The organism is Pseudomonas sp. (assembly GCF_030698175.1).
Taxonomy (GTDB): domain Bacteria; phylum Pseudomonadota; class Gammaproteobacteria; order Pseudomonadales; family Pseudomonadaceae; genus Aquipseudomonas.
The window spans coordinates 12763-34205 of record NZ_JAUYNT010000029.1 but is presented as its reverse complement, the minus strand read 5'-3'; the positions used below and the strand labels follow the sequence as shown (position 1 = coordinate 34205).

At 57.9% G+C, this 21443-nt stretch carries 2 protein-coding genes; both read right to left on the bottom strand.

Annotated elements, in window-relative coordinates:
* Positions 1–31: 31 nt before the first annotated feature.
* Positions 32–1870 carry a tetratricopeptide repeat protein gene (locus Q8R10_RS15525; RefSeq protein WP_305654754.1) on the bottom strand — a complete coding sequence of 613 codons (1839 nt, stop codon included), beginning with the start codon at positions 1868–1870 and terminating at the stop codon, positions 32–34.
* A gap of 88 nt (positions 1871–1958) precedes the next feature.
* Positions 1959–21218, bottom strand: coding sequence for a hypothetical protein (locus tag Q8R10_RS15520; protein ID WP_305654753.1), 19260 nt, complete (start codon positions 21216–21218; stop codon positions 1959–1961).
* Positions 21219–21443 lie beyond the last annotated feature (225 nt).

Below are 21443 nucleotides of genomic sequence, written 5' to 3'. Positions count from 1 at the left end.
AATGAGTAAAAACCATCCATTGAGCAATTATTCAGACTTGTACTTTGTTTTCGAATGCGGCTAACACACCGGACTCGAAGCTACGGACAAAGCGCGGCATATCAAACAGCAACGATTGCTCACGCTCGCGCAGCAAGCGCGCGCGCAACTCCGGCAACTGCACCGGATCAATGGCCAGTTCAATTGCACGTTGTTCGTATTGCTCCTGCGTAACAGTAATCAACTCCGGCAACTCCAGCGCCGTTAATAAACTACCGGCCATTCGCGAAGCAAAGGTACGCCCCGAACGCGTGAGTACCGGCAGGCCCATCCACAGGGCATCGTTAACCGTGGTGCCGCCATTAAAGGGATAGGCATCAAGGAATAGGTCCGCAACTGTATAGCGGGCCAAGTACAGTTCTGGGGAAACCCGCGGGGCGAAGATTAGCCGCTCGGCGGCCACACCATGACGGGCGGCCCACTCGAGTAAGTTTGCTTGCGACCACTGATTATCGGCCAGCAACCAAAACACGCTGCCGGGCACCTGGGCCAAAATCCGCATCCAACTGCTGAACATCTCTTCGTTGAATTTGTAGTTATTGTTGAAGCAGCAGAATACGAAGCAATCTGCTGGCAAGCCGCACTCGGCGCGGCTCGGTAATGCCGCCACTGGGCGCTGCCGATCACTGCATTGAAACACCGGCAAATACAGCGGTTTTTCGCTGTAAAAGGGTTTTTCGGCATCCGGGATCAGGTAGCGGTCGGCGATCACATAGTCGACACAGGGCAAGCCGGTTGGCCCAGGAAAACCCAGATAGGTGATCTGCAAGGGTGCCGGACGAAAGGCCAAAATATTGGGTCGAGCTCCCGAGGTTAAACCCTGTAGATCGACCAGAATATCGATCTCTTGTTCGCGAATAGCTTGCGCTGCGGCGGTGTCATCGAGTTTGCCAATCTGGATAAAGTGGTCCATGGCCGTCTTGACTCGGGCTCGCAACGCCGAGTTATCCTCACGACTCCAGCAGAAACCATAGACTTCAAAGCGCTGCTTATCGAGCAACTCAAACAGCTCGACCATCAGCAGCGAAACCGCATGCAAGCAGAAATCAGAAGAGAGAAAGCCGATGCGCAACCGCTGGTGCTGATAGCCCTGCTTAGGCGCGAGTTCGGGAACCCGCTGATTGACCCGCTCACTGACAAAGCGCAGCGCCGTGGCCAGTTGCAGGCCTGGATCATCGGTGGCCGAAAGCATGGCCAGGGGTGAAGTGGCCTTCAGCATATCGCCATAAGGCAGGCCTTCCAGCGGCGTATACACCGGCCACTCGCACTGCTTCTGGCGCAGATGCACCCAGTGCTGAATCACTTTGGGTTGTTGCGGATCGGTTTGCAGGCTGGCCAGCAGCTTGGCCTCGGCCGTATTGAGCTGACGAACCTCTTCCATCAGGCGGCCCATGCTATTGAGCACCATGATGTACAGCTCGTGACTTTGCGCTGGCCCCACCAGCGGGTGATCAAGCATCGACTGCCAGATGATCAGCGCATTATCCGGGCGGCCCTGGCGCTCAATCACCGCACCTAGATTAAACCAAGCCTGGGCAAAATCGGGCTTGCGCATAATGGCTGCGCGATAGGCGCTTTCGGCGGCGGGCAACTGCTCAAGCTGCGACAAGGTCACGCCAAGATTGAACTGCACTATGTAGTCGGCACTGGAACTGCAGCGCGCCAACCAGGTTTGATACAGGCGCACCACATCGTTATGCCGCAGCGCCTGACCGAGACGATCAGCAACGGCAATTAACTGCATGGGTTCGAGTAAGGCCTGCTCAGCAAGCTGCAAAGCGTTAACTAAAGTAACATCGAGATTCGGACTTTCAATCAGCGGTTCAGACATGCACAAGCCTTAACGAAGAAGATCCAGCTGCATAAAAGTAGCGGCGGCCAGCACTGAATGAACAGTACTGGCCGCCGCTACTGCGCTGCTACGAATAGAAGCTGGTATGTACGCTGGTTGCAACCAATAGTTGTATGTCTCCATCGTTATAAACGTTGTACAGAGTACCGTCGACCTGCGCCGTGCCAGCGTCCTGCCACTCATTGGCAGCGGCATGGACCTGCACAGTATCTCCGGCTTCACCATTGACGATCATCTGCACAGGTGACGAGGCCCCCAGCCCGGTATCAGCCAGACCCACTTGGCCGAAGTGGCTAATGCTTTCGGCATCCAGCGTCAGGCTCGTCACCAAGCCACCATCGGCGCCCAGATTGATCTGACTGAGACTGTGCTCACTGACCACCTGCGGATTAAGCGTGGTCAAGTCAATCGACTGACCATCACTGCCACCGGTGCGGAACCAGGCATCGACAATGCTGTGCACCTGACCATCGACGGTCTCGTAGCTGGAGCTCTGACCAATCCAGTTGCCGTTATTGAGCACCGAGGTCTGTGCAGCACCCAGATTGATAGTGGCAATCCCCAAGGACGACAGGTTGTACAGCTCACCCGCTTGGCTCACGCCATCCTGATTGCCATCCATCCACACGCGTAGCGCTGCAAAACCAGCGTCATCAGCACTGATGCGGCCATCGTGATTGCTGTCCAACTCGGCCAGAGCGGCAAAACCATCCCTTGCACGACTACCATCGGCCAGCAGTGCAGCGTTACCAAACAGCTCGCCACCGTCATTGATGGTGCCGTCGCCATTGCGATCCAGCGCCAGCAAACCGTCGCCTTGACCGACCCAGCCGGTATTCACCTGCTCACCGGTTGCGCCTATATCAAAGTGCACATTCGCCGCCCAGTGCAGGGTCTGCACGCCATCGCCATTCAAATCCAGGATCAACGGCGATGTGCTGAGTACGGCCAACTGTTCGGCACTCATAGCGGCGATCTGCGCAGCAGTAAAGGCATCCGCTTGAGTCATGTTCAGCACAGTCAACTGGTCAGTGGTCAGGGCAGCGATATCCGCCACATCGATCGCCACCAGTTGCGCAGTGCCCAAGACTGCAAAGTCGACTACTTGCAAGGCACCTATTTGCGCAGAGGTCAGTGCCGCTATGTCCGCGGTTTCTAGAGCCTGCACCTGCGCAGTAGTCAAGGCTACGATCTGATCGGTGGTCAAGACTTTGACCTGCGAGGTGGTCAAGGCAACCACCTGGTCGGTGGTCAGCGCCGCGACCTGCGCAGCGCTCAACACCGCCAAGTCCGTGTTCTGCATGGATTGAATCTGCGTGGTAGTCAGCGCCGCAAGATCATCGAGTGCTATTGCTGCGACCTGCTCAGTGGTCAGCCCGGAAACCTGCGAAGTGGTCAGGGCGCGCACCTGATGCGTCCCGAGCGCCACAATTTGTGCCGTGGTCAGGGCTGCCAGATCGGATATCTGCATGGCCGCAATCTGCGCCGTCAGCAGCGCCGCAACATCGACAAGCTCGAGTGCGGCCACCTGTGCAGTTGTCAACGCAACAATTTGCGAGGTAGTCAGTGCGACGACTTGGGCGGTTGTTAGCGCAACAATTTGGTCGGAGCCTAGAGCGGCCAGGTCTGAAGCCTGGATGGCCGCAATCTGAGCCGCGCTGAGCACGGCGACATCCTCAGTCTCCAGCGCAACAAACTGTGCAGTGGTGAGGGCGACAATCTGCGCCGTGGTCAGCGCCTTGACTTGATCAGTGGTGAGTGCGACCACCTGTGCCGTGGTTAACGCCGCAACATCGGCGCCTTGCATAGCTGCAATTTGCTGGGTCGAAAGCGCCTGCAACTGCACAGTGCTGATTGAGGCCACTTGCTCGGTAGTCAACTTGACCACCTGCTCAGTGGTCAGCGTTTGTATCTGCGCGGTGTTTAGAGCCGCCAACTGGAAGGTGCTAATTAGCGCCAGGTCAGTGGCATCCAACGCCGCAATTTGCTCAGTTTTCAGCGCGGCAAAGTCGGCAGTTTCCAAGGCCACAACTTGAGCGCTGGTCAGCCCTTCGATTTGCGCCGTGGTCAGCGCCCGTATCTGTACGGTATCCAATGCCTGGATTTGCACAGTGGTCATTGCCGCTACATCGCGAGTCTCCATGGCGGCCAGCTGCGCGGTGCTCAGGCCTTGAACCTGTGCAGCACTAAGAGCATCGACCTGGGCGGTGGTCAGCCCGCTGATAGCGACTGTTGACAGCGCAGTTAAATCAGCAACTTCCAGCTCAACAATTTGCGCGACGGTCAACGCCGCCAACTGCGCAGAGCTCAGAGCATTGGCCTGCACAGTAGCCAACGCCACGACCTGATCGGTTGTCAGACTGGCTATATCCTCTGTTGAGAGGGCAGATATCTGCGCGGTATTCAGCAAGGCAAAGTCTGCCGCCTCCAATGCGGCCACTTGCGCAGTGGTCAACGCGGCTATCTGCGCCGTTGTCAGTACCGTCACCTGATCACTGGTTAGGGCTACGATCTGCGCGGGGGTTAATGCGGCAAGATCCGCAGTAGCCAGCGCCACGATCTGCCCGGTAAGCAAGGCGGTGACCTGAGCAGTGGTCAGCGCGGCGGCCTGGGCTACCGTGAGCCCCTGCAGAGTTGCTGTGGTCAGTGCCACCAGATCCTCTGTCTGCATCTCCACCAACTGCGCAGTGGTTAATGCCGCCAGCTGCGCAGAGCTGAGAGTTGCCACTTGCGCGGTGGTCAGCGCCACAACTTGTGCCGTGGTCAAACTGGCCACGTCCCGGGTTTGCAACGCAGCTATCTGCGCACTACTGAACAAGGCTACATTCGCCGCAGTGAGAGCAGGTACTTGGTCAGTGCTGAGCGCGACGATTTGCGCAGAAGTCAACGCCACCACCTGAACACTCGTCAATCCGGCGATCTGCGCAGTGGTCAAGACCGCAATATCGCGAGTCTCCATGGCCACTATTTGCGCAGTCTGCAAGGCAACAAAATCAGCCACTTCGAGCGCCGCCACTTGAGCAGTGGTGAGTGCAACAATCTGCGCGGTAGTTAGGGCCGCTGCCTGGGCGGTAGTCAGCCCAACAACCTGATCGGTGGTCATGCCGGCAAGGTCAGCGGTTTCGATAGCACGAATTTGCGCAGTGCTCAGCTCGGCGACATCGGCAACCTCCATTGCCGCTAACTGAGTTTTGCTGAGGGCCTGGATCTGCTCGGCAGTCAACACTTTTACCTGCGCAGTAGTCAACGCGACGATCTGCGCAGTGGTTAAAGCGGCAATATCAACCGCCTCCATACCTGCCAGTTGAACAGTTGTAAGCGCCTGGATATCGGCTAACTCCAGCACTGCCACCTGGGTTTGCGTTAGGGCCTGCAATTGATCAACGCTCAAGGCAACGATTTGCGCAGTGGTCAGCGCGACAATCTGTGCGGTGGTCAACACCGCCACTTGGGCAAGTTGCAGACCGGCTATTTGGGCGGTGCTGAGCAGTGCCAAATCACTGACTTCAATAGCCCGGATCTGCGCAGACGTCAGCGAGCCGATTTGGTCAGCCGTGATAGCCACAATCTGCGCTGAGGTCAGCTGCACAATAGCCGCAGTCGACAACGCTGCTAAGTCTTCAGCTTCCAGAGCAGCGACCTGCGCCGTGGTTAAATTAGCTACCTGCGCTGTCGTTAACGCCGCCGCCTGAGCAGTAGACAGCAGCTGGATCTGGTCAACCGTCAGAGCGGCAATATCAGCAGTTTCCATGACCACAATTTGGTCGGTGGTGAGTGCCGCCAGCTGCTCGAAAATCAAGGCTGCCGTTTGCCCTGTAGTTAGTGCAACCAGCTGCGCCGCATTGAGGCCCTGGATATTTGCAGTACCCAATGCCGCAATCTGGACTGCTGACAAGTTGGCAAATTGTGCCGTACTCAACACTGCAGTCTGAGTAGTGGTCAGCGCACCGACCTGTTCTTCGGTCAAAGCCACAATATCGTCGGTACCCAAGGCCACGACCTGACTAGTCGACAGCTTAACCAGTTGCTGCACGGTCAAGCTGGCAATCCGATCAGGCGTCAGCGCTACGATCTGTGCCGTCGTAAGCGCCACGATCTGTGCCGTCGTTAACGCGGCGACCTGATCGACCGTAAGCACAGCCACATCGGCCACTTCCAAGGCTTTTATCTGTACGGTGGTGAGCGCCGCCAGTTGAGCATTACTCAGCGATACGACTTGCTGGGTAGTCAGGGCCGCAATTTGCTCGGTGGTCAGCGCGCGCAGATCATCGGTTTCAATCGCCGCAATCTGATCAACTGTGAGCGCAGCTAGATCAGCGATTTCCATAACATGGAACTGCGCAGTGGTTAGACCAGTGATCTGTTCAGCCGTTAGTGCGGCGGCTTGTGCCGTGGTCAAGCCTTGAATCTGGCCGCCGGTTAACGCCGCCGTTTGTACAGTGCTTAGGGCCGAGATCTGGCTGACAGTCAGGGCCGCAATATCGGCAGTTTCAAAAGAGCGAACCTGTGTGGTGCTCAGCGCCAACAATTGTGCGGCGGTCAGGGCTTTTACTTGCGCGGTCGTTAAGGCAACGATCTGCGCATTACTCAGCACTGCAACGTCCTGCGTTTCCAAGGCGCCGATTTGCGCCGTAGTCATGCCGGTAAATTGCGCCGTGGTCAAGGCTTGCACTTGCGCCGTGGTCAGCGCTTGCACTTGAGCGGTGGTGAGCGCGGCGACGTCCTCGGTGTCCATGAGACGAATCGCACCTGTGCTTAACCCGGCGATTTGCGCCGTGGTCAGGCCCGGCACACTGTCTGTCGTCATGGAGTTGATAAAGTTCACTTCCGCGGCCGACACTGCAGCCGGATCGAGCGCCGCCTGCTGGATTGAGCTTAGGGCGCTAAATTGCGCCGTACTGAGGGCCGCAACCTGATTGGTCGTCAGTACAGCCAACTGCTCAACCGTTAACGCGGCGAAATCAGCGACCTCCAACACCACAATCTGCTCGGTGGTCAGTGCTGCGACTTGAGCGGCCGTCAGGTTCGCCATTTGATTAGTGGTCAGACTGGGTATGGCAGCCGTCGATAATGCGGCGAAATCTGCCGTTTCAAGACCTGCAACCTGCTCGGCACTCAAGGCCGCAAGCTGCGCGCCGGTGATTGCGCCAGCCTGGGCCGTGGTCAGCGCCGTAAGCTGCACATCAGACAACGCCGCGATATCCGCAGCCTGCATGGCGGCAATCTGGCCGGTAGTCAAGGCCACAATCTGCGCTACCGATAGTAGTTGCACCTGCGCCGTGGTGAGCGCAACTACCTGAGCGGTGGTTAATGCGGCGATCTGCGCGGTACTCAGCACTGCGACTTGCGCAACGCTGAGCGCCGCAATGTCGGCGGCTTCGAGCGCGCGAACCTGAGCGGTAGTCAGGGCGGCAAGATCAGCCACCTCGATGGCGACCACCTGGTCAGTCGTTAGAGCAACGATCTGCGCGGTATTCAGCGCGCTCGCTTGCGCCGTGCTCAAGGCCGCAATCTGGTCGACGCTGAGGATGGCAACATCAGCAAGATCAAGTGCCTGAATTTGCGCCGTGGTCAGCGCGGCAATTTGACCCGCGCTCAGCGCTTGTACTTGCGCAGTGCTCAGCGCCACGATCTGCGCCGTGGTCAATACCGCCAGATCAGCATTACTCAGGGCTGGCACCTGAACGGTAGTCAGCGCGGTAATTTGCGCCGTGGTCAGGGCTGCTGTCTGTGCAGTGGTCAGTGCAGCGATCTGCTGAACCGTCAGCACCGCCACATCGACAAGCTCCAAGGCACGGATCTGGGCCGTAGTCAGCGCGGCAAAATCAGCGCTCTGCAGCGCGGCAACTTGCGCCGTAGTAAGGCTAACCAGTTGATCGGTGGTCAGGGCACTGACTTGCGCGGTAGTTAACGCCACCACCTGGACAGTGCTTAGGGCCTGGAGATCCAAGGTTTCGAGCGCGCGAACCTGGGCAGTACTCAAGGCCGCTATTTGTTCAACTGTAAGGGCACGAACCTGTGCGGTTGACAGCGCAATCATCTGGGCATTGGTTAAACCTGGAATATCCACAGTTTCCAATGCGGCGATCTGCTCTGTTTTCAGGCTGGCAATCTGCACGGTACTTAGTTTGCTTAGCTGCGTACTGGTCAACGCGGCTATTTGCTCAACGCTCAAGACCATCAAGTCGAGCGTTTCCATGGCCGCTAACTGCGCCGTGGTCAGCACGGTAAGATCCGCCGCTTCCAAGGCTACGACTTGCGCCGTGGTCAGCGCGACAATCTGCGCAGTACTCAACGCCACCGCTTGCGCAGTAGTCAGTGCGGCAATCTGATCACTGGTTAGGACCGCTAAATCAGCAGTCTCTAGGGCTCGAATCTGCGCAGTGCTCAGCGCTGCGATTTGCTGCTGAGTCAAGGCTTTGAACTGCAAGGTGGTCAATGCATTCAGCTGGGTGCTGCTCAAGGCCAGCAGATCGGCAGTTTCCAGCGCTGCGACTTGATCAGAAGTCAGTTTGGACAGTTGCAAGGTGCTCAGCGCGGCGACTTGCTCAGAACTCATGGCGACAATCTGCTCTGCCGTCAGCGCGACAAGATCATCAGTCTCCAATGCCGCTATCTGCTCGGTTGTCAGCGCGGCAATTTGGGCATTGCTTAAGGCTGCAGCTTGGGCCGTGGTTAAACCTGGGATAACTGCCGCACTAATAGCTGCTAGGTCAGCCGCTTGCAGCACTGCAAGCTGGTCAATGCTGAGGCTGGCAAGCTGATCCGAGGTGAGCGCAGCAGCCTGCGCAGTGGTGAGCGCCACTATCTGAGCAACCGTTAGGGCCGCCACATCTGCCGCCTCTATTGCGGCGAACTGAGCGGTAGTAAGGGCCGCGAGCTGTGCCGTGGTAAATGCCTCCATCTGCAAGGTGGTCAGCGCCACGATTTGGTCAGTGCTAAACGCCTGCACCTGCGCGGTGGTGAACTTGTTCAGTTGCGCGGCCGTTAGCGCGACCAGATCAGCAACTTCTATAGCTTTGATCTGGGCACTGGTCAGCGCCTGCAGTTGCGCGCTAGTCAGTGCCACTACTTGGGCGGTGCGCAGCGCCACAATTTGCGCACTGGTCAACACGCGCACATCAGCCGTTTCCATCGCGGCGATTTGCGCAGGGGTCATTGCGGCAATTTGCTGGGTGGTTAACGCGGCAACCTGAGCGGTACTCAGCGCGACTACCTGAGCGCTGGTAAGCACCGCGATATCCGCAACTTCCAGCGCGCGAATTTGCGTGCTGCTGAGTGCTTGCAGGTCAGCGGTTTCCAGGGCGGCTACTTGTTCAGTGGTCAAGGCGACAATTTGCGCGGTGGTCAAAGCACTCGCTTGCTCAGTGGTCAAGGCGACAATTTGTGCGGCCAACATGGCGGCGATGTCGGCGTTTTCCAGCGCCGCGACCTGACTGGCAGTCAAAGCTGCAACGTCGACGGTTTCCAATGCTGCGACCTGCTCAGTAGTCAGCCCAACCAGTTGTGCAGTGCTTAGGACTGCAACTTGTGCAGTGGTCAAGGCAACAATCTGATCGCTGCGCAACGCCGCCACATCAGCCACTTCCAGCGCTTGAATCTGTACGGTGTCGAGTGCTTGTAAATCGACCAGTGCCAGCGCGGTCATCTGAGCCGTGGTCAAGGCGACCACCTGCGCGCTAGTCAATGCGGCGACTTGCGCAGTGGTGAGGGCGTCTATCTGCTCGGCGGTCAATACCGCGATATCCGCAGTAACCATTGCCCGCAACTGGCCAGTGGTCAGCGCAGCGACTTGAGCAAGGGTTAGCGCCTGGGTCTGCAAGGTGGTTAGCGCGGCAATCTGCGCGTTGCTCAGCACGATCAAATCGGCCACTTCCAAGGCAGCAACTTGGCTAGCAGTAAGTTTGCTGATTTGCGTTGTAGTGAGCGCGGCCACTTGCACGGTGGTCAGGGCGCCTACTTGCTCGGCCGTCAGGGCCACCAAGTCAACCGTTTCCAGAGCCCGGATTTGTGCAGTACTCAAGACCGCAAGGTCAACGAGTTCAAGCGCGACGGCCTGCTCAGTGGTCAAAGCGACAATCTGCTCGGTACTCAGCGCCGCCACCTGAGCGGTGGTCAAGTTGACTATTTGTTCGGCAGACAGCACGGCCACATCAGCGGTCTCCATCGCGCGGATTTGCGCAGTGGTCAGCGCCGGAATCTGCTCAAGGGTCAGTGCCTGCACCTGCGCGGTGGTCAACGCGACAATTTGCGCCGTCGTTAATTGCGCCAAATCAGCGGTCTGAATTGACGCAATCTGTGCGGTTGGCAGGCTGGCGATCTGCGCGGTGGTCAGCGCCGTTGGCTGAGCGGCGCTAAGCGCGATGACCTGCTCTGGACTCAAGGCTGCTAAGTCGGCCGTTTCAAGGGCGGCAATTTGATTACTGGTCAGCGAGGCTATTTGCTGAGTCGTTAGCGCCTGTACCTGGACTGAGCTGAGCGCCACAATTTGCGCGGTGGTCAGCGCTTGTAGATCGACAACTTCCAGCGCCGCCACTTGCGTTTGCGTCAGGCTGGCAATTTGCGCGGTGGTCAATGCGGCGGTCTGCGCAGTGCTCAAGGTCACTATTTGAGCGGTGCTGAGCAGCGCTAGATCAGCAACTTCCAGCGCCCGTAGCTGTGCCGTACTAAGGGCCACAATCTGAGCAGTGCTCAGCGCCACCACTTGCGCCGAAGTCAGCGCTACAACCTGCGCGGTGGTCAGCGCAGCGACATCTGCGGTTTCCAGCGCACGGGTCTGAGCGGTGGTCAGTTTATTTATCTGTGCCGTGGTCAAGGCAGCAACCTGTGCACTGGTCAACGCGACGATCTGCTGGGTGCTAAGTGCAACGAGGTCGACCGTTTCGAGCGCTTTTATTTGTGTTGCGGTTAGCGCCTGCAAATCATCCGTTTGCAGTGCCGCCACCTGAGCACTGGTCAGTGCAACAATTTGTGCAGTGGTCAAGGCTGCGGCTTGCTCGGTGGTCAGTGCAACGATCTGCTCGCTGCTCAATGCAGCCACTGCAAGGGTTTCTAACTGGCGTATTTGCGCAGTGCTAAGGGCGGCAAGATCGGCGGTTTCCAGCGCGAGTATTTGCGCCGTAGTCAGCGCCTTAAGCTGAGCGCTGGTCAGCGCTGCGGCCTGCTCTGTCGTCAATGCGGCGATCTGATCGCTGTTTAGTAGCGCCAAGTCGGCCGTTTCCAGTGCCTGTAGTTGCGCCGTGCTGAGCACCTGGATATCAGCCACTTCCAGTGCGCCCACCTGGGCCGTTGTCAGCGCAGCAACCTGCGCGGTACTCAACGCCCCTATCTGTGCGGTAGTAAGGGCAACAATTTGTGCGGTACTCAATGCGGCCAGGTCGGCCGTTACCAAGGCTGCCACTTGAGCGGTAGTGAGCGCGGTAACTTGTACGGTAGTTAAGGCCAAAACCTGAGCGCTAGTGAGCGCCACTATTTGGGCGCTGGTTAGCGCTCGCAGATCGAGCGTTTGCAGCGCTGCAATTTGCGCGGTGGTCAGGTTAGCAACCTGTTGAGTGCTCAGTGCGGCCACTTGATCGGAGCTTAGAGCCACAATCTGTGCGACATTGAGGGCTGCCAAATCAACGGTTTCCAGCGCCCGAATTTGCGCAGTAGACAGCGCCGCCAGGTCTTCAACCTCCAAAGCGAGAGCCTGCGCAGTGGTCAAGGCAACTATTTGCGCGGTGCTCAACGCGGCCGCCTGTTCGGTGGTCAAAGCTTCTATTTGCGCGCTGGACAGCAACGCAAAATCGACGATTTCAAGCACATTCAGTTGATTAACACTGAGTAGCGAAATTTGCTCGGTGGTCAGCGCTTGCACCTGGACACTGGTCAGCGCGACGATTTGCGCCGTGCTTAGCGCCTGCAGCTCAGCACTTTCCAAGGCGATGATCTGCGCCGTGGTTAGGCTCGCGATCTGTGCCGTGGTTAGAGCGGCCACTTGCGCGGTATCAAAGCTCTGTATCTGTTCTACAGACAATACGACAAGGTCTGTCGTCTCCAGCGCTGCAACTTGCTCAAGCGACAACGCGGCTATCTGCGCAGTGCTCAAGGCCATCACTTGCGCGGTGCTCAGCGCAACGATTTGGGCGCTGCTTAGCGCCTGTACATCGAGAATTTCCAGCGCCTGTACCTGCGCGGTGGTCAGCGCCACAATTTGTGCGGTACTCAATGCGGCCACCTGCTCGGTGGTCAGGGCGACGATCTGAGCAGTGCTTAGCGCTGCCACATCAATGCTATCGAGCGCGCGAATTTGGGCGGTTAATAGTGCCGCCAGATCTTGCGTTTGTATCACTGCCACTTGAGCACTGGTCAGCGCCACAACTTGCGCGGTGCCCAACGCCGCAAACTGGCTCTGGGTCAGGCCAATCACTTGCGCTTGCGTCAGCGCAGCAATGTCGGCGGTCTCCAATGCTTGTATTTGCGCGTTAGTCAACCCAGCCAAATCGGCGACTTCAATGGCCGCTACTTGCGCGCTGGTTAGCGCGACGATTTGGGCTGTACTTAAAGCCACCAGCTGGGTTTCTGTCAGTGCCGCGATCTGATCGGCAGTCAGCACGGCCAAATCATCGGTGGCCAGAGCGCGAACTTGTGCGGTCGACAGTGCCGTCAACTGCTCAACGGTCAAGGCCTGTACCTGGGCCGTAGTTAGCGCAACCATTTGCGCCGTGCTCAGTGCTTGTATCTGAGCGCTGCTCAAAGTCGCTATACGGTCAATAGCCAGGACTGCCAAGTCCGCCGTTTCCAGCGCATTAACTTGCGCAGTGCTGAGCGCCGTTACTTGCTCAATAGTCAGAGCTACCGCTTGCGCGGTGGTCAGCGCAGCAATTTGCGCAGCACTCAGGGCGGCTATATCGATCGAGTCGAGCGACACCAGTTGCGCCGTAGTTAATGCCGCAATTTGCGCTGTTTTCAATGCGGCGACCTGCACAGAGCTGAGCGCGGTAATCTGCTCAACCGTTAGCGCAGCCAGGTCAATGGTCTCAAACGCTGCCACTTGCGCAGCAGTTAACGCCTCGATTTGCTCAATCGACAGAGCCCTCACTTGCGCTGTACCCAAGGCGGCCACTTGCGCAGTCCCCAGCGAGGCGGTCTGCGCCAAGCTCAGCCCAGTGAGCTGTGCAGTGGTCAGCGCCTCAACATCCTGAGTTTCTAGCGCGCGTAGTTGTGTGGTGCTCAGCGCCGCAAGCTGGCCAAAAGTCAGTGCGCGAATCTGCGCGGTAGTCAGGGCTGCAATTTGCTCATTGGTCAGAGCCCCAACGTCCACAGCATCCAACGCTACCAGCTGCACAGTGCTCAGTGCGGCAATCTGCCCAGATGTCAGCGCTGACACCTGCACCGAAGACAAAGCAGCTATTTGCGCCGTGCTAAAAGCCTGCAAGTCAGCGACTTCCAGGGCAGCCACTTGCGCCGCGGTAAGAGCCGTAACCTGTTCAACACTCAGCACGCTTACTTGAGCAGTCGTCAGCCCCGGAATACTGGCAGTTGAAAGCTTGGCAATATCGGCGGTTTCCATGGCCGCCAATTGTGTCGGCGTCAACGCAGCAAGCTGCGCCGAACTAAGCGCGCGCACTTGCGCCTGAGTTAAGGCGACGATCTGATCGGTGCTAAGCACCGCCAGGTCACGGGTTTCCATGGCCGCCACCTGATCAGAGGTGAGCGCTGCAATTTGTGCAGTATTCAGCGCAGCCACTTGCGCGGTAGTCAGCCCGGTAATGGTTGCCGGGGTCAAGGCCGCCAGATCGGATGGCTCGAGAGCGGCGATCTGCGCCGTACTAAGCACGGCAATCTGAGCGCTGGTAAGAGCCCCGGCCTGCTCCTCAGTCAGCGCAAAAATCTGCGCAGTGCTCAGCACCGAGGTTTGAGCGGTGGTCAAGCCGCGAATAGCCGAGCTCGATAACGCGGCCAGATCATGGGTTTCCAAGGCAGGAATTTGGTCAGTACTCAAGGCGCCAAGCTGCGCCGAGCTCAAAGCTACCGCCTGCGCTTCGGTCAGTGCAGCCACTTGAGCCGTAGTCAGCGCACGAATGTCTGCGGTTTCCAGTGCTGCCACTTGCGCCGTGTTAAGACTGGTAAATTGCTCTGTTGTTAGCGCCCGGACTTGGGCCGAGCTCAGGGCAATGATTTGCGCACTGGTAAGCACGAGTATGTCTTCCGGCTCAATTGCCGCGACCTGTGCAGTGGTCATATTGCTGAGCTGAGCAGTGCTCAAAGCAGCAATCTGCGGCGCACTCAACGCCTGGATCTGTTCAGTAGTTAAGGCCACCACTTGCAGCGTACTTAGACTGCGAATCTGTGCAGTCGAAAGTGACTGCAGATCGGCTGTTTCGATCGCGGCAACCTGCGCAGTGGTTAGCGCCGCGATTTGCGCACTGCTTAGCGCGATAACCTGGGCATCAGTCAAGGCTGCAAACTGGGCCGTGGTGAGTGCGCGCACGTCTTGCGTTTCCAGGGAACGGAATTGGAGCGTGGTTAACGCCGCAATCTGCTCGGTGGTCAGCGCCACCACTTGAGCCGTGGTCAGCGCGGCGATGCTAGCCGTCGACAATGCATTCAGATCTTGGGTTTCTATGGCCGCTATTTGGCTACTGGTCAGTGCCGCGATCTGAGTGGTGCTCAAGGCCGCCACCTGCGCAGTCGTCAAGGCCACTATTTGCTCGCCAGTGAGTGCCGTCAGATCAGCGGTTTCTAGCGCTTTTATTTGGGCGCTGGTCAGCGCCTCAACTTGCTCGGTGCTCAGCGCCGCCACCTGGGCCGTGCCCAAGGCTACGACTTGGGCCGTGCTTAGCGCGCGAAGTTGTAAAGTACTGAGCGCCGCTATTTGCTCTTGACTAAGCGCCGCGACATCAATGGTGTCGAGCGCCGCGAGTTGCGCCGTGCTCAACGCCGCGACTTGATTAGAACTTAAAGCCGCAACTTGTTGCGAGGTTAGTGCGCCGATACTGGCAGTAGACAGCAGACGCAAATCCGCCGTTTCAAGCGCCACTAATTGCTCGACAGACAACTTGCTAATTTGCGCAGTGGACAACGCCAGTGCCTGCGCAGTGGTCAGTGCCACAATCTGCGAAGTGGTCAGTGCCATCACTTGAGCGCTGCTCAGCGCGCTGATAGCGGCAGTTGCAAGCACTGCAAAATCGGCAGTTTCGAGCGCTGCCAACTGCGCCGTCAACAGACCGGCCACCTGGCCAGAACTTAGTGCAGCGACCTGCAGGGTACTCAGTGCAACTATCTGCTCTTCGCTCAAGGCGCGCAGTTGCGCTGTAGTTAAGGCATTGATGCTTGCGGTGCCTAGGGCACGCAAGTCGTTGGTCTCCATCGCCGCCAGTTGCCCGGTAGTGATGCTGGCCACCTGCGCGGTGGTTAGGGCCGCTACCTGAGCGGTGGTCAAGGCAATAATTTGTTCGTTGCTAAGGGCGCGCAGATCAGCCGTTTCCAGGACCCGAACTTGCGCCGTGCTAAGAGACGCCAATTGTGCAGTGGTTAATTCCGCTACCTGAGCAGATGTCAGCGCCAGAATCATCGCCGTAGACAACTGCGCCAAGTCACGGGTCTCAAACACGGCGATTTGCTCAGCCGTTAAGCTAACAATCTGCGCAGTACTCAGTGCGCCAACCTGAGCCGTGCTCAGGGCAACTATCTGCTCAGTGCTCAAGGCTTGCAGGTCAGTAGTTTCTAGCGCTCGAATCTGCCCGGTGGTGAGTGCGGCGATCTGCCCAGTGGTCAACGCCGCTACTTGTGCATTACTCAAGCTAACGATTGCGGCAGTGCTAAGAGCGGCAAGGTCCTGGGTCTGTAGTGCGGCAATCTGCGCAGTGGTCAACTTACTGACCTGTTCGGTGGTCAAAGCCGCCGCCTGCGCAGTGGTCAAGGCGACAATTTGCGCCGTACTCAATTGACGCAAATCAGCTGTTTCGAGGGCGCGAATTTGCACCGTAGTCAGGGCCGCAATCTGGGCAGTGCTCAGCGCTTGAATCTGCGCGGTAGTCAGCGCCACTACATCGGCGGTTTCCAACGCTGCAATTTGTGCGCTGCTGAGCGCACGTAATTGCGCCGTGGTCATGGCTTTGATGTCTTCACTGGCGAGTGCTTGAATCTGCGCAGTGGTTAAGGCGGCAACATCAACAGTTTCCAGCACTGCAACCTGGCTGCTCGTCAGGGCAATGACTTGCTGAGCAGTCAGCGCCTGGGCTTGAGCGGTGGTTAGAGCTACTAGCTGCGCATTAGTCAACGCTGCTACATCGGCAGTTTCCAGTGCAGCCACTTGAGCCGTGCTCAGGGCGGCAATCTGCGCCGTATCCAGGGCGCGAATCTGGGCGGTAGTCAGTGCCCTTAGCTGCGCAGAGGTGAGCGCCGCAGTTTGTTGGGTTGTCAGCGCATCGACTTGCGCGGTGCTCAGCGCCGCAATTTGCGCGGTCAACAGCGCGCTAATGGTGGTACTGGCTAAAGCCGCAAGATCAACCGTCTGCATGGCTAGCACTTGTTGTGTTGCCAGGTTCACTACTTGAGCCGTGGTCAGGGCTGCCGCTTGGGCCGTGGTCAAGGCAACAATCTGAGCGGTACTCAAAACTTTAATGTCGGTAGTTTCAACCGCTTGTATTTGGCTCGTGGTCAAGGCAACGATTTGCGCCGTAGTCAAAGACGCAACCTGGGCAGTCGTCAGATTTTTAACCGCCGAGGTCGTGAGTGCTTGTAGATCCAAGGTCTCAATCGCACGCACTTGCGCAGTGCTCAGGGCGGCAATTTGTACCGAGTTCAATGCGGCAGTGTTAGCGGTGGTCCATGCGGCGATCTGCGCCGTAGTCAAGGCGGCAATTTGCGCCGTGGTTAAGGCCCCCACTTGGCGTGCAATAGTTTGTGCGGCACTCAGTGGATTAATCAATGCAGCTACTTGCGCAGTACTCAACGCAACCAATTGCGGGATGGTCAACGCACCTACCTGAGAAGCAGTGAGCACTGCCATCTGAGCAGTGCTTAGCACTTGAATATCAACCGTCTCGATTGCTTGGATTTGCGCAGTGCTGAGGTCATCGACTTGCGTCGTCAACAAGCTGGCAATCTGCGCAGTAGACATACCGGCAATCGCAGCGGTAGCGAGCGCCGCCAAGTCCGCGACTTCGAGCTTGGTGATTTGCGCCGTGCTTAACGCCGCAACCTGAGCACTGGAAAGCGCTGCCGCCTGCACCGTGGTCAGTGCTTGAATTTGCGCGCTGCTCAGGCTGGCCATTTGCGCCAGGGTCAGCCCCTTGACGGCCGCACTGGTGAGCGCCGCAAGATCGGCCACTTCCAGCGTTTGCAACTGAGCCGTAGTCAGAGCAGCTACCTGCGCTGCACTCAATGCCTGAGCTTGAGCGGTGGTTAGCGCGACGATCTGCGCGGTGGTCAGCGCAGCCACATCGGCGACCTCCATTGCCGCGACCTGAGCCGTACTCAGCGCAACCAATTGCGCGGTGGTCAGGCTGGCCACTTGTGCGGTGGTCAACGCCTTGATTTCGTCGCTCGACAAGACCGCAAGCTCTGCCACATCAATTGCGACAATCTGGGCGGTGGTCATCGCCGCAATCTGCGCGGCGGTTAATGCCGCCATCTGCGCAGAATCAAAGGATTGAATATCCGCCGCACTCAAGGCCTGAATATCCAGCGCGTCCATCTTGGCGATTTGCGCCGTAGTGAGCGCCAACACCTGGGCACCGGTCAAAGCCACGACCTGCGCGGTGGTAAGCCCACTGATAGCGGCAGTAGAAAGTGCGGCAATATCAGCCGCTTCCATGGCTGCTATTTGCGCAGTTTTCAGCGCAGCCAACTGACCAGCGCTAAGTGCGGCAACCTGCTCAGTAGTCAAGGCGACTAATTGAGCGTTAGTCAGCGCCTGTAATTGAACCGCCGTCAGCCCTTTAATAGTGGCAGCGCTCAGCACTGCAATGTCAGCAATCTCAATGGCTGCAATTTGCGCGGTGTTCAGTGCGGCCAGCTGTGTAGCTGTCAGCGCAGCAACCTGTGCCGTGCTCAGCGCGGCAATACTCGCGGCGCTCAGCGCGGCAATATCGACCGGTTCCATCGCCCGAATTTGCGCAGTAGTCAACGCCGCTATCTGCCCAGCAGTCAGTACTGCAACTTGCGCCGTGGTCAAACCAATGATGGCTGCAGTACTAATAGCCGCTAGATCAGCGGTTTCGATAGAGGTTACAACTGCGGTGGTAAGTGCGCCCAGCTGAGCAGCGGTAAACGCCTTGGTTTGCGCAGTGGTCAGCGCCGCGACCTGAGCGTTGCTCAGCGCCTGCAACTGGATGGAGCCAAATCCGACAATAGTCGCTGTGGCCAATGCAGCAATGTCGCCCACATCGATAGCTACAATTTGCGCCGAGGTCATGCCTGCCACTTGAGCGGCAGTCAGTACCGCTATTTGAGCCGAACTCAATGCAGTGATGTGCGCCGCCGTCAGCGCCTTAACATCGGCAACTTCCATGGCCCGCACTTGCGCAGTGGTCAGTGCTTGCACCTGTGCATTGCTTAGTACCGCCACTTGCGCGGTGGTCAAGCCAGCTATCGCCGACGCTGACAAGACGGCAATATCAGCCACCTCAATGGCGGTAATCTGCGCCGTAGTCAACGCAGCTGTCTGGGTGCCACTTAGCGCCTGCATCTGAGCCGTGGTTAGCGCCGCTATCTGCGCATTGCTCAACGCACTCACCTGCGTCGTACCTAGCGCCGCAATGACGGCGGTGGACAGCGCAGGAAGATCGACCACCTCGATAGCAACAATCTGAGCAGTAGTCAGTGCCGCAACCTGCGTCGCCGTTAGCGCTCCGACTTGAGCCGAGCTCAAGGCTACAATCTGCGCGGTCGTCAGCGCCCGGGCGTCCAACGCTTCGAGGCTCCTGATTTGCGCCGTACTCAAAGCTTGTACTTGAGCAATAGTCAGCGCGTTGATCTGTGCGGTAGTAAACCCAGCTATCGCCGCAGCACTCAGTGCCGCTACATCGGCAACTTCAATGGCTACAACCTGGGCAGTACCCATTGCAGCCACTTGCGCCGCCGACAACGCACTCACCTGCAGCGTGGTCAAAGCCACAATCTGAGCGGTAGTCAAGGAGCTCATTTGCGCAGAGGTCAACGCCGCCACCGCAACACTCGTCAGGCCAGGCACATCTGCCGCCTCAATGGCTCGCACCTGTGCGGTGGTCATACCGGCGATCTGCGCCGCCGTCATGGCGCCAATTTGGCTCGAACTAAGAGCAACAATCTGGGCCGTGGTAAGAACCTGAACATCCGCCACCTGCAGGCTGGCAACTTGGACAGTTGTTAAGGCTTGTACTTGAGCAGTGGTCAGGACTTTAACCTGCGCAGTGGTAAGACCCACGATGGCCGCGGCTGACAAGGCTGCAATATCTGCGACCTCAATAGCCGCTACCTGTGCAGTGCTCAGCACCGCCACCTGGGTGGCCGATAGTTTGCTCACCTGTGCGGTAGTCAACGCTGCGACTTGCAACACGGACAGCGCCCCTACCTGCGCGGTGTTGAGCGCGACCACCGCCGCGGTATTCATACCCGGCAAATCTGCCACTTCAATTGCCGCTACCTGAGCGGTGCTTAACGCCGCAACTTGCAACGCTGTTAGCCCGCCAAGCTGTGCTGAACTTAATGCGGCTATCTGCGCCGTAGCTAACACCGCCACATCGGCAGTATCGAGGGCCGCCAGCTGGGCGCTAGTCAGCGCCGCAATCTGTGCATTAGTCAGGCTGGCTACCTGGGCACTGGTCAACGCCTTGATTGCCGCAGCGCTCAACGTAGCAAGGTCCGCCGTTTCAATCACCGCCACCTGCGCCGTACTGAGCGCGGCTATTTGTGTAGCGGTCAGGGCTGCGGTTTGGGCAGTGCTCAGACCAACTATTTGTGCGGTGCTCAGCGCTGCAACTTGCGCAGTGCTAAGCGACTGAATCGCCGAACTGCTTAAGCCAGCGATATCAGCCACTTCAATAGCGCGCACCTGCGCGGTATTGAGTGCCTGTACCTGTGCAGCACTGAGGGCCGCAAGCTGGGCAGAGCCGAGGGCAACGATTTGAGCGGTATCGAGCGCGGCTAAGTCCGCAGTTTCCAATACTTTGATCTGCGCGGTGGTCAATGCAGCTACTTGCGCAGCAGTCAAAGCGGCCACTTGCGCCGTGGTGAAGCTAGCAATGACCGCTGTCGCCAAACTGGCAATGTCTGCGGTTTCAAACGCAGCAACCTGCTCGGTAGTCAGTTTGGCAAGCTGCGCCCCTGTCAAGGCGGCAACCTGCAAAGTGCTCAGTGCCTGGATTTGCGCGGTGCCCAACGCGACCAAATCGGCCGTCTCGAAGGCGCGAATCTGCGCCGTACCAATCACAGCAAGATCCGCCGCTTGCAGGGCCGCCGCTTGCGCCGTGGTTAACGCCGCAACCTGCGCAACCGAGAGTGACGCCGCCTGTGCAGTCGTCAGCGCGACAATTTGCTCGGTGGTCAGGGCCGCGAAAGCATCGCTACGCAAGGCGGCCAACTGAGCGGTAGTTAATACGGCAAAATCCGCAGCCTCCAGAGCCTGGGCCTGCGCGGTGGTCAGACTGGCTATTTGCGCGGTGCTAAGACCTACAATTTGCGCCGTGGTGAGCGCAGCAATTTGCTCAGTTTTCAGAGCAACAAAGTCAATCGTGCGCAACGCCGCCAATTGAGCGGTGCTGAGCACGGCTAGATCGGCGATCTCCAACGCCTGTGTCTGCGCGGTGGTCAGGGCGGCAATTTGTGCAGTCGTCAGAGCAGCAGCCTGGGCAGTGCCCAAGGCCACAATTTGTTCGGTTTTTAGCGCGGCGAAATCACTTGTTTGCATCGCCGCTACTTGTGCAGAGCTCAAGGCAGCCAGGTCGGCGATTTCTAATGCTTGAGCCTGCGCAGTGGTCAGCGCCACGATCTGTGCCGTGCTCAGCGCCGCCGCTTGCTGCGTCGTCAGGGCAACAATTTGCTCGGTTTTCAATGAAGCAAAATCTATTGTTTCTAAGGCCTGAATCTGAGCAGTGGTGAGCACTGCTATGTCCGCAACGTCCAAAGCCCGAGCCTGAGACGTGCTTAGAGCAGCAATTTGCTCAGTGGTCAGCGCCGGCACTTGCTCAGTGGATAAGGCGTCGATAATCACAGTCGTCAATTTCGCAATCTGCACCGTGGTTAGTACAGCCAACTGCTCGGTAGTTATCCCCGCTATATCCTCAGTGCTAAGTGCCGCTATCTGTGCAGTGCCAAGAGCAATTACGTCGTCGGTGGTTAAGCCAGTGAAGATGCTGCTCATAGTCGTAGTTCCTGCACAGTGTGCGTCGACTGCGGCGGCACGCTGATGCCGAACCACAGAAAAAAAAGATTCCGATCTGGTTTAACGGCAGCTTTCTAAAGTTCTTTAAGAACTGATCAGAATTTAGCTGGCGCTACTTACAGGTAAATAGTCAATAAAACGCTGTCAATATATCGTCCTGCGAGACTAGCGCAATGGCACATAGCCATACCAGCACAAGCCCAG